Source organism: Humidesulfovibrio sp. (assembly GCF_030689645.1).
Taxonomy (GTDB): domain Bacteria; phylum Desulfobacterota; class Desulfovibrionia; order Desulfovibrionales; family Desulfovibrionaceae; genus Humidesulfovibrio.
The window spans coordinates 1-15,608 of record NZ_JAUYFU010000047.1; the positions used below are offsets into that span (position 1 = coordinate 1).

At 66.3% G+C, this 15,608-nt stretch carries 12 protein-coding genes and 1 riboswitch; of the genes, 2 read left to right on the forward strand and 10 right to left on the reverse strand.

The window, feature by feature from the left end; translation table 11 throughout:
* From Q8O35_RS06750 to Q8O35_RS06760, 3 genes are all read right to left on the reverse strand, one after another.
* Positions 1 to 586, reverse strand: a 586-nt coding sequence (locus Q8O35_RS06750) for a murein transglycosylase domain-containing protein (RefSeq protein WP_305571881.1), incomplete at its 3' end; no start/stop codon positions are given.
* Positions 587 to 590: 4 nt separating this feature from the next.
* Entirely contained in the window at positions 591 to 1,598 is a 1,008-nt protein-coding gene (locus Q8O35_RS06755; protein WP_305571882.1) for a glycosyltransferase, read from the reverse strand.
* Positions 1,599 to 1,607: 9 nt separating this feature from the next.
* Positions 1,608 to 2,429 (reverse strand): WcbI family polysaccharide biosynthesis putative acetyltransferase, encoded by an 822-nt coding sequence (locus Q8O35_RS06760; protein ID WP_305571883.1) that lies wholly within the window; start codon positions 2,427 to 2,429, stop codon positions 1,608 to 1,610.
* Between the two features lie 118 nt (positions 2,430 to 2,547).
* Positions 2,548 to 2,692: riboswitch (cobalamin riboswitch) on the forward strand.
* 129 nt (positions 2,693 to 2,821) lie between these two features.
* Here Q8O35_RS06760 and cobT point away from each other — a divergent pair.
* Positions 2,822 to 3,889 carry a nicotinate-nucleotide--dimethylbenzimidazole phosphoribosyltransferase gene (gene cobT / locus Q8O35_RS06765; protein ID WP_305571884.1) on the forward strand — a complete coding sequence of 356 codons (1,068 nt, stop codon included), beginning with the start codon at positions 2,822 to 2,824 and terminating at the stop codon, positions 3,887 to 3,889.
* A 91-nt stretch (positions 3,890 to 3,980) separates the two neighbouring features.
* Here cobT and Q8O35_RS06770 read toward each other — a convergent pair whose 3' ends face one another.
* From Q8O35_RS06770 to Q8O35_RS06780, 3 genes are all read right to left on the reverse strand, one after another.
* Positions 3,981 to 5,468: a fused MFS/spermidine synthase gene (locus Q8O35_RS06770; RefSeq protein WP_305571885.1), complete on the reverse strand. Its 1,488-nt coding sequence runs from the start codon at positions 5,466 to 5,468 to the stop codon at positions 3,981 to 3,983.
* Positions 5,469 to 5,586: 118 nt separating this feature from the next.
* Positions 5,587 to 5,919, reverse strand: a complete 333-nt coding sequence (locus Q8O35_RS06775; RefSeq protein WP_305571886.1) for a hypothetical protein — start codon at positions 5,917 to 5,919, stop codon at positions 5,587 to 5,589.
* Positions 5,920 to 6,078: 159 nt separating this feature from the next.
* Positions 6,079 to 8,808 carry a pitrilysin family protein gene (locus Q8O35_RS06780; RefSeq protein WP_305571887.1) on the reverse strand — a complete coding sequence of 910 codons (2,730 nt, stop codon included), beginning with the start codon at positions 8,806 to 8,808 and terminating at the stop codon, positions 6,079 to 6,081.
* Positions 8,809 to 8,987: 179 nt separating this feature from the next.
* Between Q8O35_RS06780 and Q8O35_RS06785 the strand changes: the two genes are divergently transcribed.
* A complete protein-coding gene (locus Q8O35_RS06785) occupies positions 8,988 to 9,917 on the forward strand; it encodes a M15 family metallopeptidase (RefSeq protein ID WP_305571888.1) in 930 nt (309 codons plus the stop codon).
* Here the strand turns inward: Q8O35_RS06785 and Q8O35_RS06790 are convergent.
* The 4 genes from Q8O35_RS06790 to Q8O35_RS06805 all read right to left on the reverse strand — a co-directional run.
* Positions 9,914 to 13,174 carry a UvrD-helicase domain-containing protein gene (locus Q8O35_RS06790; RefSeq protein WP_305571889.1) on the reverse strand — a complete coding sequence of 1,087 codons (3,261 nt, stop codon included), beginning with the start codon at positions 13,172 to 13,174 and terminating at the stop codon, positions 9,914 to 9,916. The two genes, Q8O35_RS06785 and Q8O35_RS06790, sit on opposite strands and share 4 nt — an antisense overlap.
* 120 nt (positions 13,175 to 13,294) lie before the next feature.
* On the reverse strand, positions 13,295 to 14,545 hold the full coding sequence (locus Q8O35_RS06795) for an HD-GYP domain-containing protein (RefSeq protein WP_305571890.1): 1,251 nt from the start codon (positions 14,543 to 14,545) through the stop codon (positions 13,295 to 13,297).
* 16 nt (positions 14,546 to 14,561) lie between these two features.
* Positions 14,562 to 14,915, reverse strand: coding sequence for a hypothetical protein (locus tag Q8O35_RS06800; protein WP_305571891.1), 354 nt, complete (start codon positions 14,913 to 14,915; stop codon positions 14,562 to 14,564).
* Between the two features lie 226 nt (positions 14,916 to 15,141).
* Positions 15,142 to 15,608 (reverse strand): aminotransferase class I/II-fold pyridoxal phosphate-dependent enzyme (locus Q8O35_RS06805; RefSeq protein WP_305571892.1); only part of this gene is annotated, 467 nt, incomplete at its 5' end.

The window sequence follows — 15,608 nt, forward strand, 5'->3', positions numbered from 1 at the left end:
CGGGTCCCTGGGCCAGCAGGTGCCGGGCGAAGGCCTCGGCCTGGTCCTCCGTGCGGATGTTCTGCCCGCGCTGGTCCTTGACCTCGCCAAGCAGGAACGGGGTGCCGCCAAGCTGCACCGGTCCGCTGGAGTACATGTCCACGGCGCGTGGGTCGTAGGGCGTCAGCAGGGTGGTGATGATGGCCTCGCGCAGGCTCTTCACCGGTGCGTCCTGGTCCAGAGTCTCCACAAGAATACGGCCATTCTCAAAATCGACGCTGGCGCGGGAAAGATAGTTCTGCGTGTACTTCACGTACTGCTTGGGTTCGGGCTCGCGCGCGTCGTCCTTGCCCCAGTTTCCGCTGACCGCGCGCCGGAAGGTGTTGAGGATATTCTTGAAGCGCTTGTAGTCCGCTTCGATGGCGCTGGGGTTGGCGGCGTAGCGAACGGCCTTGCTGCGCGCCATGCCGATGGCCGCGCTGGTGTCGCCTGAAGCCACGCGGGCGATGCTCACGGCGTCGGAGGCGGAACAGGACCCCGCGCAGAAGCACAGGGCAAGCAGGGCTGCGCAAGCAGCGTGGGACGAGCGCTGAACGTGCTGTTTCATGGTCTTACCCGCGCGCGCCCAGCATTTTGGCTTCATTGAGGTAGCGCCCAGCCAAGGCTGCATCGCCGCAGTTTTCAGCCCAGTGCAGCCACAGCAGGCGCAAGGCCGCCTTGCGCGCCTGGTGTGGCGCTGCCAGGCGCTGGCCTGACTGATCGTCGTCAAATCCTTGGCGCAACAGCCTCGCAAAGGTCTCGGCACGTTGCCTTGGCCGATGCGAAGCGTTCACTTGCGCTAGGCCGGCCTGGGCCAACATCGTGCGCCGGGGGGCGTCGGCAAGCAGTTCAAAGACCTTGGCCGCACAGTCGGCTTCGTCATCGCCCGTGTAGGAAACAAAGTGCTCGCCGTCGTGGAACAACTCGTCCTGACCGTGGGCCAGCCCAGGGGTGAGCAGGCAGCTTCCGCAGCCCAGGGACTCGAAGACGCGAAAATTCAGGTCGCCGCGCTCGGCAATGTTCAGCACGACCTTGGCCCGTGGCATGAGTTCGCGAAAGTCGCCCTGGCGAACGGCGAGGCCGGGGCACAGAGCGCCCAGGCGGTTCAGGAAGTCGCAGCGCTGGGGCGTTGTCTCAGGATTCACCGTGCCGACAAAGAGCAGGTCGAAGTCCTTCTCCGCCTGTCGCGGCTGGTAGCGATCCTCTGCAAAAGGCGGCAGCCAGATGGCTCGGCGGGGCGAAAGCTCGCGCGCGAAGCGGTCCACATGGTCGCGCAGGCTCACGGCGCAGAGGTCAAAGGCCCCGGCGTACACCGGGTACCAGCTGTGGATGTGGGAATCGATGCAATAGAAGGCGGTGAGGCAGGGGAAGCGCTCCACCCCCAGAAGCGGCGGGGGCAGGCTGCGGTCGGTATAGACCACTGCGTCCGGAACGCAGCCGCAGCGCTCCGTGATGTCCTCAAAGGTCAGCGCCTCTGGCTTGATGAGGGGGATGCGGATGGGGCGCAGGCCATGGGCCTGCATGTGCTCCATGAAGAAGATTCCGCCTACCCAGGCGATGACTTTCTCGTTCGTGCTCATTTTGCTCCCCTAGGCCAGTTGCAGGTAGCCGATGAAGTCGTCGATGCCTGCCTTGCGGCAGCTCACGTAGGCTGCGGCATACTCGGCAAAGGTCCGCGTCCGGCCATAGACCGGGTAGCGTGCCGCAGGGCCACCATAGGCCAGGCCGTAAAACTCCGCCACCTGCGGATGGATGGGCAGGAAGAAGTCTTCATAGCCCGATTCGAGGGTGGACAGGGCTTGCGCGTCCGCCGGGGCCAGGTCCAGTTCGCGCAGGATTCCGCGTGCGGCATGCGCCAGAAGCTCTGGCGCGGGGTGGTTCACGGTGAGGAAAAGCGGACGCCGCCTGTAGTTCTCCAGCACGAAGTCGAGGTAGGAAACAGGTGTGCGGGCCTGGCGCGCGCGTTCAAGTCCGGTGGTTTCCTCAAGCAAGGCCGCGAGGTCGTACTTGGCAGCAAGCGGTGTGCGCAGGTACACGTGCAGGATGTCTTCGCCCGGCAGGCCCAGGTCCAGCAGATGATCCAGGAAAATGTCGCGGTAGTCGAAGCCCGTCGCGCCGGACCAGAGGGGCCACGCGCCCCGGAAGAACATGTTGGGGATGCACAGGGACGGGCAGCCAGGGGGCAGCCGCTTGAGCAGGGAATCGGAGGCCAGTTCGCCCCATTCTGGCCCCAGGTGCTGGTAGAGGAATAGCCCGCAGGCGTCCAGATCCGCCTGAGGAATCTCTTCCCGCGTGTAGTTCAGGTACACCCTTGGCGCATAGGCCCGGCGGAATTCCGGGCTGGCCTGAAGGGCGCGCGCCAGGGGGTCGCCCTGGCAATTGGCGTGCAGTATGGCGAGTTGCTTGTCCACACGACACGATTTGCAATCGCCGTGCCGCGTATTGCGCCAGCCGGTTTGCGGGCTAAGGAAATGGACCTTGAAAAACGGCCCGGCTTGGGCTAGCTTTCAGCTACCGGGCGGACATCCCGGAACACGGTGCGATTCCGTGGCGATCCCATCGCCGTAACCGGGGACTGGGGAGACGCGGGGCGTTCGGCGCCCAGCCACTGCTAGGGGTTCACCCCCCCTGCGGGAAGGCCGTCTTCTTCGGGTTGATCCGGAAGCCGGAAGACCTGTCCGCAGCGTGTAATCTCCTGGAACGTGATGGCAAAGGGTTCTGGCGGGCGTTATTGCGTCTGCCGGGCCTTTTTTTTGCGCCCAGGTCCAGGAGCAACCCTTCATATTTTCGCAAAGGAGCAGCCATGCGCGCAAAACTCGACGAAATTCTGTCGTCCATCGTCCCGGTGGATCAGTCGCTGGCCCCGGCTGGGCAGGCCCACCTGGACAATCTCACCAAACCCCGCGGCAGCCTGGGCCGTCTGGAGGAGCTGGCCTTGCAGCTGTCTCTGGTCCAGGGCGGCCGCCCGCCCAAGGCCGACCCGGCCCGCGTGTACACTGTGGCCGGCGACCATGGCGTGGTGGAGGAAGGCGTGAGCCTGTTCCCGCAGGATGTCTCGCGGCAGATGGTGCTGAATTTCCTGAACGGCGGAGCGGGCATAAACGTGTTGGCCAAAACAGCCGGTGCGCAGCTCTTTGTGGTGGACGCGGGTTGCCTGGGACCGGACTTCGATGCACACCCGCAGCTCATCCGGGGCAAGGTGGCGCAAGGCACGGCCAACCTGGCCAAGGGGCCGGCCATGAGCGCGGACACGTGCCTGAAGGCGCTGCTGCTGGGAGTGGACCTGGCGGACCGCGCCCTGGCCGACGGCGTGCGCGTGCTGGGCACCGGCGAGATGGGCATAGGCAACACCACGCCTTCCACGGCGCTCTACTGCGCCTATCTGGGCCTGGAGCCGGAGTCCATGACCGGACCTGGCACCGGGTTGGGCAAAGAGGCCGTGAGCCGCAAGGTGGAGATCATCAAGAGGGGGCTGGCGGTGAACGCGGGCGCCGTGGTTGGCGGCGACCCGCTGGAAATCCTTGCCGCCCTCGGCGGGCTTGAGATCGCCTGCCTGACCGGGCTCATCCTGGGCGGCGCAAAGAACAGGCAGTTCGTCTGCGTGGACGGGTTCATCTCCACCGCCGCCTGCGTGGCGGCCTGGAAGCTCTGCCCAGCTGTGCTGGACTACGTCGTGCTTTCCCACGCCTCTGCCGAGCCGGGCCACAGGTACGCGGTGGAGAAAATGGGCAAGAAGCCCCTGCTGGATCTGGGCCTGCGCCTGGGCGAGGGCACGGGCGCGGCTGTGGCCATGTTCCTGGTGCGCTCCGCCGCAGCCATCTACAACGACATGGCTTCTTTCGCCTCTGCGGGCGTGGACCCTGGCGCCTGATCCGGCTGGATGCGAAAAAACGCGCCGGGCAGCCGACGCGGTAGGAATGATGAGACGGAAGGGGTCGCCTGCGGGCGGCCCTTTTTTTGGGCTAGAGGTTCAGCAGGTAGTGGTCCACGGGCGCGAATTCATCCGTGAGCACAGGGGGATCGCCGGGCCGGGCGGGGGCGGGCGTGTAGCGCATGGCGAGCATGGCCGCATATTCGGGGTCCTTGCTGGAGAGGTTCGGCGCTTCCGCGGACTTGAACGCAGCCAGGATGATGTTCTGGGTGGAGGTGGGGTCTTCCGGCTCCAGCAGGAAGCTTTCCACATGCGGGAAAACCGAGCGGTAGGTGGCCAGGAGCGCGCGGTAGAAGCGGCTTTTTGGGCCTTCGGCGGCGCTGATGCAGTTCACCAGCACCACGCCGTCGGCGTCCAGGGAGCGGGAAAGGGCCTTGGCGGTCTCTCGCGTGGCCAGATGGAAGGGCACGGAAAGGTGGCTGGTGAACACGTCTACCAGGGCCACCTGATAGCTTCCGGGCGCGGCGTCGCGGTTCAGGAAGCGCCGGGCGTCGTCGTGGTGCAGGGTCAGGCCGTTCATGGGAGTGAGGCCGAAAAATTTTGTCGCGATGTCCGTAACGCCGGGGTCGATTTCCACAACGTCCATGTGCGGGCTTCCGCCGAACTCGTCCGGGCGGCTCATGGCGTATTTGGGGAAGGAATAGCCCCCCCCGCCAAGCATGAGAACGTTTTTGATGTCCTGCCGGAAATGCGCGGCCAGGCGATAGTAGCGCGTGTACGGAAGGGCCAGGCGCGTGGGGTCGGAGAGGTCAACGGCGGACTGGTTGCCCTCCGGCCCAGTGGAAAGCACCCGCATGTTCATGCCGGTGCGGGTGTTGCGGGCGTTGAACACCAGCACCCGTTGGTAGGGCGTGTCCAGGTCGTGGATTTCGGCTGCCTGGAGCTGACTGTCGAAGATGCTCAGGCCCAGAGTAACCAAAGCCGTGAGCACGAGCGCAGCCAGCTTGGCGGGCAGGTCGCCCCGGTGCACGCAGAAGGCCGCCATGATGAGCACGCCTGCCATGGACAGCACGATGTTGGTGGAGCCGATGGTGGCCGTGAGCCAGAAACCGGCGGCAAAGGTGCCCGCTATGCTGCCCAGCGTCGAGAGGGCATAGAGGTTTCCGGCTGTGCGGCCGGAATGCTTGGCGTCATGCATGCGCAGGCGCACGGCAAAGGGCGAAACCATGCCCAGGAGCACCGACACGGGCACGAAGAGCGCCACGGTTGACGCCAGGGTGGCGACGGTGAGCCCGGCCCGGTTTTGCAGGAAGGCGAGCAGGAAGCCTTTGAGCCCGGCGATGAGCAGGGTCGCCACAGCGGCCAGCAGGATGATGCGCGAGAGCAGCTTGGGATCCGGGCGTTTGTCGGCCACGCGGCCGCCCCACCAGCAGCCGATGCTGAGCGAACCGAGCACCACGCCGATGAGGCTGGTCCAGACGATGATGGAGGTGCCCAGGAACGGGGCCAGCACGCGCGACCCGGTCAGTTCCAGGACCATGACCACGGCCCCGCAGAGGAATACAGCGATTTCGAGCATGTGGCATCTTTGCATGGGGCGGGAGGAAAAGTCCAGATGTGGGGCCGGGCGTTCCCGCTGCCGGACGAAAAAAAGGCCCGGAATCCATGTGGGTTCCGGGCCTTTGCCGTTTATGGAGCTACTTGACGGGCTTCAAGCGCACCGCCGTGCCGTAGCAGGAGTAGTAGCGGTCTCCCTCCGGGTGGAAGGCGACGCTCTCGTGGTAGCCCAGTATGGCGTCGGCGTTGACTTCGAGGGCCTGGGCGATGAGGCCGTAGAAGGCGCTGTCGAAGTTGTAGCTGCGGCAGACGATGAGGCCGAAGGTGCCCAGCACCTCGCGCGCGGGAATGGCGTCCAGGGTGACGATCTTGAAGCGCCCGCCCATGTAGACGTCCTTGGCCTGTCCCAGGCGCGGGTCGGACTTGGCGTCATCCTCAATGGGCTTGGTCTTGGAGGCCTTGAATATGGCCATGGGATCTCCTTCTCGTCTCGTGTTCGCGCCTGACTGCGTCAGGCCTGCGCGCGGGATGGACGTTTTTCAGCCAGCCGCCCTTGTAGCCCATCCTCGTACCGGCAGGCAAGGCTTTGCCATCCGCTCCTGCGGCCTGCTTTGCAGCGGTTCGTTACGAGGCTACGGCGTCACCTCAAGGACAAAGGCCTCGTCCCACTTGAGCACCGCCGCCGCCGCCTGGCGCACGTCTTCGGCAGTCAGGGCCTGGGACGCCTCCACCAGCTTGAGCTCGGCTTCGCGCTCAAAGCCCTGCACCAGCGCGCCTGCGGCCTCGCGGCTGCGTGACATGAGGGACTGCCGATCCTGGTAGTAGTCGCCGGAGAGGATGTTCTTGGCCCGTGTGAGTTCGGCCTGGGGCAGGGGCTTGGCCGCCAGATCGGCTGCGGCCTTGCGGAAGCCCTCCATGGCCTGGGGCAGCTTGTCCGGGTCGGAGCCGATGTAGAAGGCCATGAATCCTGCCTCCTTGTATTGCGACAAGAATGCCGTGACGGTGTAGCCCAGGCCCTGCTTGTCGCGCATATCGCGGAAGAGCAGGCCGCTCTGGCCGGCCAGCGCCGCGCGCAACACCTGCAGGCGTGCGCTCATGGCCTGGTCCGCACGGCCCGGAGCCTTGAAGATGACGAAGAGGTGCGACTGGTTGCGTTCCGGCAAATGCAGCGTGGCCTTGGCCTTGGGCTTCCACTGGGGAGCCTGGGCCTGGGCTGGCGTTGCGCCTTGCGGGTTCAGCTCCCGCGCCAGGGCCGTTGCAAAGGCGGTCATCTGCGCTTCGTCGAACTGGCCGCACACGGAGAGCACAAAGGGCTGGGCCGCCTGACGTTTCCAGAAGGCTTCGGCCTGGCTGCGGGTGAATCCCGCCACCTGTGCGGGATCGCCCAGGCGCAGGTACGCGTGCGGGGCCGAGGTGAAGAGCAGGCCGGGCAGCTTGCGGAAGGCCAGGCCGATGGGCTGGTCCTCGCCGCGCTTGATGGCGTTTTGCTGGTCCTCCTTGGCGCGGGCCAGTTCGGCCTCTGCCAGGGCGGGGCTTGCCAGGGTCTCGCGCACCAGGCCAAGCATGTCTGTGGTGAAGCGGCTGGGGAACTTGGCGCCCAGACTGAAGGTCTCGCTGCTGGTGCTGGCGGCGAAGGACGCGGCGCGGTCGGCCAAAAAGTCCTCCACCTGGTTGGCCGAACGGGTCTTGGTGCCCCGCGCCAGCAGGGAGGCCGTGAGCGCCCCCAGGCCCTGCTCGTTGGCGGAAAGCAGGCCGTCGCCGCCTGGCCAGGCCATGGACAGGGCCGTGTAGGGCAGGGTGGCGTCGGGCTGGAGCACGAGGGTGCCGCCGCCGGGCAGGCTGATCTGTCGCACGGCGCTGGCGGAGGCGTCGGCCTTGGCCGCTGTTTTGGCCTTGGATGCAGGCCAGCGGCGCTTCAGGGTGTCCAACAGCGGGGCCTCGGCGATGGTCACGCCCTTGGGCGCCAGGATGACGGCGCGCACGGCCTCGGGCCGGAAGAATTCACGGTACAGGGAGGCCAGCTGCGGGCGGCCCGCGGCGGCGATGGTGGCGAGGTAATTGGCCTCGCCCTGCTGGCCGCCCTCAAAGGCGTACTGGTGCGTCAGCTTGCTTGCCAGGCCGCTGATGGTCTCGCGCGTCAGGAACAGCCCGGCCTCGATGTTGGTGCGGGCGCGCAGAAGCTCCTGGTCTGTGATGCTCAGGGCGTCGAAGGAGGCCAGTTCGCTGGTCAGCGCGTCCCAGAAGGCGGGCAGCTTGTCGGCGTCAAGCACTGCGCCGATCACGAGAATGCCGCTGCGCTCCAGGTTGGACACGCCCACGCTGACGGAGTCCACCAGGCGCAGCTCGTACTTGAATTTGCGGTACAGGCGCGAGGTTTCGTCGCCGCCCAGGATCTGGGCCAGCATGTCCAGGCCGCCCATCTTGGAGGAGAGGAAGTCCGGGGCCGGCAAGGCCAGGCCCAGATGGACCTTGTTCCACATGCCGGGCACGATGGTGAGTTGCGGTCCGGTGGCGGCCTGGATCGGGAAAGGCTGCGGCGGCGTGATGCGCGAGGTGTTCTGGATGCCGCCAAGAAGCCTTTCGGCCTCAGCCAGCACTTCCGTGGCCTTGACCTTGCCCACCACGCACAGGACCATGTTTTGCGGCTGGTACAGGGGCGCGATGTAGGCGCGCATGGACTGGCTGGTGGTGGCGCGCACGGTTTCGCGGAAGCCGATGATGGGCCATTCGTAGCTGGTGCCCTTCCAGAGCATGGCCTGCAAGGTCTGGAAGAGCAGGTTCTCTGGGGTATCCTCGCCGCGTTTGAGTTCGGCCAGCACGACGTCCTTCTCGCTTTCAAGCTCGGCTGGAGCCAGGGTGGGCTTGAAGGTCATGTCCGCCACCACCGAGAGTCCGAGCTTCCAGGCGCTGTCCGGCACCTCCACGTGATAGGCGGTGTTGTCGAAGCTGGTGGAGGCGTTCAGGCTGCCGCCTGCGGCCTCGATGCGCCGGGCCACCTCGCCAGGCTTCATGCTGCCCGCGCCCTTGAACACCATGTGCTCCAGCACGTGGCTGATGCCAGCCTGGGCCGGGGTCTCATAGGCGCTGCCCGCATGCACCAGCATGCGGATGTGCGCCAGGGGGAAGCGGTCGTCTTCCTTCACCAGCACGGAGAGGCCGTTCTTCAGGCGCAGGAATGTCACGCCGTCGATGTGGTTCGAAGGCGCGCCCGCCATCAGCGCTGGGTTCAGGACCGGGGCCAGGGCCGGAGCTGCGGGCGCTGGGCGTTTGGCCTTTGCAGCCGGATATTTTTTGGCCGCCTGGGCGCTGGCGGCGGTGAGGACCAGCAAGGCGGCGAGGAACCAGGACAGGGTGCGGCGCATGGAAACTCCTTGACGTTGATGCACGTGGGGGGGGGTGACCGGTAGTGTTGTCGCGGGCTGCGCTGCCGAAAGCGGGGCGCAGATCCCGGCTGCATAGATAAGCCTGCTTTGGCCTGGGAGCAAGGGGCGGGCAAAGTGGCAAGGTTGACCAGCCTGTGCTCCTGGGCTATGCTTTAACGATGAACCATCTAATTTCTCAGCGTATTCTTTACGCCCTGCGCGTGCGCAAGGTGAAACGGCACTGGGCGCGGCTGCTTGGCCTTACGGCTTTGACGCTTTGGGTTTTCGCAGGCAGCGCCGAAGCCCTTAATTCGGCTCAGAACGCCCAGTATCTTGCCGACAAGGATCTGTCCGCAGAGGCGGCCCTGGACTTGGCCGTGCTGCGCGCCGCCTATCCTGAGGTTGTCGCAGGCATGAGCCGCGGCGCCTCCGGGCATTTGGAGCTGGTGCTGGCCGATGGCGCGCGCCTGGTCTACGACGACGGCAAGCCGCGCACCTCCAAGGAGGCCGAGGAGAGCCCGGACATCCGCACCATGCTGGCCCAGGTATATCCCCTTGGTCCGGTGACGGAGCAGAGCGCTCATCCTCCACGCGGCTTCGACCCTGGCCGCCACCGGGTGCAGGCGTTTTTTCTTGCGCTTTACGGCCACAGCGAGGCCGAGGTCCGCAAGAGCTGCGAGACCGTGCGCTTTGACGGTCACGGCGCGCTGTTTTCCCGCCGTCATGGCGCGGCGGCGGCCCTTTCGCGGGTGGAATCGCGGCTGGCGCCGCTTACGCCACAGCACCCGGAGTGGAACATAATCCTTCGCCCCTTCGGCGGAACGCTGATCTGGCGGAACATCGCGGCCACCAGCCGCTTGAGCGTGCATAGTTTCGGCGCGGCCCTCGACCTGAATCCAGATCTGGCCTACTGGCTCACCGAGCGGCACCCGGAGAAGATCCCGGCGCAGGTGCTGGCCTTTCCCCGTGAGATTCTTGAGGCCTTCGAGGCTGAGGGCTTCATTTGGGGCGGCAAGTGGGCGGCCTTTGATCTCATGCACTTCGAGTACCGGCCCGAGCTCATCCTCAAGGCCCGCGTGCTGCGCGGCGACGTGAAACTGCCTCGTTAGGGGACTTGGAACAGGGAGAGGTGGGTCTGGCGGGTCTGGACCTTTTGGGCCAGCACCGTGCGCCGCAGCAGGTGCGTGGGCAGGTCCGCCAGGAAATCTGAAGCTTTTTGCGCCAGGGTCTTGCCGTACAGGGTGCGGCTGTGCGCAAAGGACAGGCAGAGCCTGCTTTTGGCGCGGGTCATGCCCACGTAGAGCAGGCGGCGTTCCTCGGCCAGGGCTGCGGGCGTAAGGGCTTCTCCGCCAAAGCCGGATAAGGGCATGATGCCTTGCTCCAGGGCGGGCAGAAACACGGCCTCGAATTCCAGGCCCTTGGCCGCGTGCAGGGTCAAAATGCGAACCTTCTGAGCCGCCTGCCGGATGCTGGCGAAGTCCGTCTCCAGCCGCACCCAGTCAAGCAAACCCACCCAGCCGCCGTGCTCGTCAAAGGCGTGGCACAGGTCGCGGAAGGCCGGGCCGTCCCAGAAGAACCGGTCAAAGGGCGAAGTATCGCGCAGGGCGGCTGGCAGCACGCGCGGTCCCTGCAAGAGCAGGAATTCCGGCAGATCCGCGTGAATCGGCGCTTCCGACGCGTCGAGTCCGGCGCTTCCCGCGCCCTCTGGCGCAGGCAGGCCGAAGAGCCGCTCAGCCACGCGCAGAATGGCCGCCACGCGCGGCTCCTCCCAGAACACCTCGGCCTCCGGCGCGGAGCAAGGCAGCCCTGCCAACTCCAGGGCGGCCTTGAGGGGCGGAATCAGCGCCCGGAAGCGCACCAGCACCGCCACGTCGCCCGGAGCAAGGCTGGGGCCTGCGACAGCGTCCATGAGGGTCAGGCTGGCGCCGCCGATAAGCCTGCCGATGCGCGCAGCGATGAGGCTGGCCTCGTGCCGGGCGTCCGGCGCCTCCACAAGCTCCAGATCCCATTCCCGGCCCGGCAGGGCATCCAGGCGCGGATGCGCGGGCAGAAGGGCCCCGGCTGCGTCCAGGATGCCCTGACCGCTGCGGTAGTTCTCAGCCAGGCTCACCACCTGCAGAACCGGCCAGCGGGCGGCCAGGCGCTTGCGCACATCTCCGGTCGCGCCACGGAACGAATAGATGCTCTGTTCCGGGTCGCCGATGGCGAAGAAGCCAGTGCCAGTGCAGGGCTTCAGGCTGCTCGACACGCCGGTATCCCCGCAATCCTCGTCAAAACTCTCAGGCGCTGCGGCAACGGGTCCGGCCAGGCCAAGCACTGCCTCCAGCTGCAGCGCCGAGAGATCCTGCACCTCGTCCACCAGCAGGTGTGCGAAGGGCGCGTTGAATTCCGGATCGCGCACGACATCCAAGAGGTATTCCAGCAGATCCGTGAAGTCCGCCTGATTGCGCAGGGCCTTGGTTTCAGCCACCAGCGCCGCCGCCTTGGCGGCAAGGGCTGCGTCCGGTCCGGACAGGGGCGTCAGGGTCTCCCGCGCAAGGCTGTGACGGCGGAACAGGGCCAGGCGTTCGGATTTCGGCAGATCCTCTGCCCCCACGTCGCCAAGAGCATCCAGAAACATGCGGCGGGCCGCGTCCTCGGACAAGAGCACCGGAGGCTGGCCCTTGCGCGCGGTCCAGAGGTCCAGGGCAAGGGCGTGCAGGGTGTCGGCCAGGGGAAGAAGGGCATTCGGGCCGAAGTGCGCGGCCAGGCGCTCGTGCAGTTCGTCCGCCGCGCGGCGGGTGAAGGTCACGATGGCCAGGGATTCTGGCGTTGCGCCGGATTCCAGCAGGCGCAGCACCCGGGCCAGCAGGGTATGGGTCTTGCCCGTGCCCGGACCGGCAAGCACCAGGACTGGGCCGGGTTGCGGTCCCATGCCAGCGGCGACAGCGGCCTCCTGGGCCGGGTTCAATCCTGTGCGGGGAGGAAGCGCGTCTGCTGCCGGGACGGGGTCGCCTTCAGATTCTGTCTCCGGTTCGGAGGGCGTGGCCACGGCTGCCCTGCGGACCCGGCGGGCGGGCAACCCTGCCAGGATTCGTCCCTGGCGCATCTGGGCGCGCTCTTCCGGCGTAAACACGGTGATGACCCCGAATTCGCCATCATAGCCGGAACTGCGCAGGACCTTGCCCGCGTGCATGCGCTCCACGGCCTCGGCCAGCACGGGTGCGGCGCGGCCGATGTCGGCCAGGGGCGCCTCGCGCAGGATGAACAGCTCCGGGCCAAGGCGCTCCAGCAGGCGGTAGTATTCCGCAGTCACGGCCTTGCTGCCTGCGCCCACGTCCAGCACTTCGGAGAGCACCTCGCGCAGGGGAATGAGGGAGTGGTAGCCGGGCTGATTCTGCGGCTGGGCAGGTTCAGGACGGTCGGCCAGGGCCAGCACGCGATGCAGCACGCCCAGGGTGGCGGGCCTGCCGCACACAGGGCACAGGCCCTTGTGGGCCAGGGTCTCGCCGGGCTCCATGCTCCAGTTGCACTTGCGGTGGCCGTCCAGATGGTACTTGCCCTCTTCGGGGAAGAACTCCACGGTGCCCATGAATTCGCAACCGCCGTTCTCTTTGGTCAGGTGGGCGCGCAGCGCGCCACGGATGCCGCCAAAGGACGCCTCGCCCGAGAACAGATTGGCCTCGCGTCCCAGCTTTTCGCCGGAATGGGCGTCGGAGTTGGATATCATGCGAAAGCGGTCCAGGGCGGAGAGGGTCCAGTTCATGCCTGGGTCCGAGGACAGCCCCGTCTCCATGGCGAAGATGTGGCTTGCGAGGTCGCCGTAGCACTCCTCCACGGAGTCGAAGCCGCTCATGGACCCGAAGAGCGAGAACCAGGGCGTCCAGATGTGGGCAGGCACCAGAAAGGCTTGCGGGTGGGTTTCCAGCACCATCTCCAGCAGGTTTCGGCTGTCTAGCCCCAGAATGGGCCGCCCGTCCGAGACCAGATTTCCCACCTGGGCCAGCCTGGCGTTGAGGCGCTTGGCCGATTCGAGGCTGGGCAGGTACACGAGGTTGTGGACCTTGCGAACCTTGCCGCCGCGTTTGTAGATGGAGCTGATTTCGCCTTGGAGCATGAAGCGCGCGGAGCCTGCAAGATGCATGGGCAGGCCGGGGATCTGTCCCGCAAGGCTTGAAGGGTCGCGCAGGGAGAGCAGGCCGGAGCCGTCCTCTTTCAATTCGCGCTCTACTTCCTGAAGCCAGCCGGGGTGGGTGCAGTCGCCCGTGCCAAGAACGGTAAGCCCTTTGACCTCGGCCCAGGCGGCAAGGTTGCGGACGGTCAGTCCCTTGCTGGTGGCGCGCGAGAAGCGCGAATGGATATGCAGGTCTGCCGCGAAGTTGCTCATGCAGGTCCTTGAATGGCCGGGATATATGGGCTGTACGTCACCTGGGGCGCTGTTGGCAACCCTGAGCCGGGCAGACGCCTTGGGCGCAGGGCCGGAGCGGGCCAGGGGACCCTTGGCCTGTTACTGCGCGGGCACGCCGGAGTAGAACTGGCGGAACTCCGCGGCGGCCTTGGCCTGCGCTGCGCAGCGGCGGATGTCGAGTTCGTCGAGGTTGTCGCGCACCAGGGATACAAGGTCCGGGTCCAGGGCTGCGCGCGCGGCCATGCCATCCAGGATGCCCAGGGTCTGCATATTGTCCAGCCCGGCGCGGTAGGGCCGGTCCTCGCGCAGGGCGGTGAACACGTCGGCCAGGCTCATGATGCGCGAGCCCAGGGTGATGGCCGAGCCGGACAGGCCGTTGGGGTAGCCCAGGCCGCCCAGCTGCTCATGGTGCTGGGAGGCCCAGGCCGTGACCTTCTCAAGGCCGGGCACGCTGGACAGGATGGCCTCGCCCAGCTCCGGGTGGCGGTGCATCACGGCCCGTTCGTCCGGGCTGAGGGGGCCGGGTTTGTCGATGATTTCCGAGGGCACGGCCAGCTTGCCCAGGTCGTGCAGGTCTCCGGCCAGACGCATGGACATCAGGTCCGCAGCGGACATGCCGGCCTTTTCAGCCAGACATACGGCGGTTTCCGCCACCCCGCGCGAATGCGTGGCCGTGAAGCGGCTCCGGAAGTCGATGATCTGCGAGAAGGCTGTGGACGCCTGCATGAGCTGCCCGTGGGAGAAGCCGCGCTCCTCGAACATGTCCGGGTCGTTGCCGATGGCCAGCGTGGGGTCTGCCGTGGCCAGGGGAGCCCAGAAGCCGGGATCGCCCGACAGATCGCCCAGGGCCTCCACGGCCAGGGGATCGAACTGGTAGCCCGCGCGCGGGCGGATGTGCCCCATTACCTCTGAAAAATCTACGATCTTGTTGCGCAGGGTCAGCACGTCCACGCGGTCGGCCAGGTTCAGCACCCCGGCCAGAAACAGCTTGCGCGCGGGTTCGTCGAGCACGGCGTGGCGAGAGTGCGGGGTATGGTGGTGGCGCACGATGAGGGCCGCGTCGTCCAGCAGCGGATTGGTGCGCAGGAGGCGGTAGCCCAACTCTGCGTGGAGAACTCCGTCGGACTCGAAGGACAGGGCGGCCAGGCGGCTTTGCCGGGTGAAGCCGCCCACGTCGTGCAGGATGGCGGCCATGAACAGCTCGGTGCGCTCCTCGCGGGTTGCGCCCAGGGTTTTGGCCAGCCGTGCGGCCAGGTAGGCCACGCGCTTGTGATGCCCAACAACCTCGGAGCTCATGAGGTCGAGGGCGGCAGACAGGCCGGAAAGGAAGTCGAGGAGGCGAACGGTCACGGGGTTCCGGGCTCTGTTAGAATTTCAGGATGTCCACTTGGACCTCGGCCTTGCCGCCCACCTTGTCCAGGGCTCCCTTGAGGTCCATGTTCTTGAGGCTTTCCTTGGCCGCAGTTGGGTCGGGCTTGGACGTCACATCCTTTCTGTTCAGCGGGTCCACCACTTCCTCTCGCCCGAAGCGGAAGTTCACGGGCGAGGGCTCCTTGGGCTTGGCAAAGGGTCTGGCCTTGGGCGCAGGGTCGTAGTCCCAGCGCGTGGCGTTGTCTTCTTCCGGCGGGGCCGGGGGCTTTGGCGGGCCAAAGGCCGAGCCCGCAGAATAGGGCTTGCTCAAATCCTCCCGCGTCAGCCGGGGTTGGTTCGATTTGCTCAATAGATCTTTAGCCCGGGCTGATCTGATCGTGTCAGCCTGCTTTTTTCCCGTCTTGGTTTTTTTTGTCTTTTGCGCAGGCCGGTCAGTGGGCCTTTGCGCTGCGCCAGCGTCTAGGGCGCACACATCCCCAAGGCTGGCGAAAGCCAGCAGCAGAGCGCACAGAGTAAGCAAAAATAACCGTTTCATGGCAGCACAGCGGGCAGGAGCCGCTCCTCATGTGGCTCTTTTACGCGTGCGCCGCGTACTTCTCAAGCCTGCGCATGGCCTCTGCGATATTTTCCAGTGAATTTGCGTAGGAGAAGCGCAGGAAACCCTCGGCCCCCTGGCCGAAGTCGATGCCCGGCGTGACGCCAACATGGCATTTCTCCAAGATATCATAGGCCAGCTTGAGGGAGCTGCCGCCGAATCTTTCTGCCCAGTGGCGGGCGTTGGCCAGTACGTAGAAGGCCCCGGTGGGGTCGTTGGCCACGCCCAGGCCCAGCGCCTTGAGGCGCGGCAGCAGGAAGCGGCGGCGCTCGTCGTAGATTGCCTTCATGCGCGCCACGTCCGGGGCGGACTCCTTCAGGGCTGCGATGCCCGCGTGCTGGGCCACGGAGTGGGCGCTGATGAAGAAGTTCTGCCAGAGCTTCTGCATGGGCCGGATGAATTCTTTGGGTGCGATGAGGTAGCCCAGCCGCCAGCCGGTCATGGCGT

Coding starts and splice junctions, on each gene's coding strand:
- cobT (WP_305571884.1), top strand. CDS start 2,822: ATGCGCGCAAAACTCGACGAAATTCTGTCGTCCATCGTCCCGGTGGAT.
- Q8O35_RS06755 (WP_305571882.1), bottom strand. CDS start 1,598: ATGAGCACGAACGAGAAAGTCATCGCCTGGGTAGGCGGAATCTTCTTC.
- Q8O35_RS06775 (WP_305571886.1), bottom strand. CDS start 5,919: ATGGCCATATTCAAGGCCTCCAAGACCAAGCCCATTGAGGATGACGCC.
- Q8O35_RS06790 (WP_305571889.1), bottom strand. CDS start 13,174: ATGAGCAACTTCGCGGCAGACCTGCATATCCATTCGCGCTTCTCGCGC.
- Q8O35_RS06780 (WP_305571887.1), bottom strand. CDS start 8,808: ATGCGCCGCACCCTGTCCTGGTTCCTCGCCGCCTTGCTGGTCCTCACC.
- Q8O35_RS06770 (WP_305571885.1), bottom strand. CDS start 5,468: ATGCTCGAAATCGCTGTATTCCTCTGCGGGGCCGTGGTCATGGTCCTG.
- Q8O35_RS06785 (WP_305571888.1), top strand. CDS start 8,988: ATGAACCATCTAATTTCTCAGCGTATTCTTTACGCCCTGCGCGTGCGC.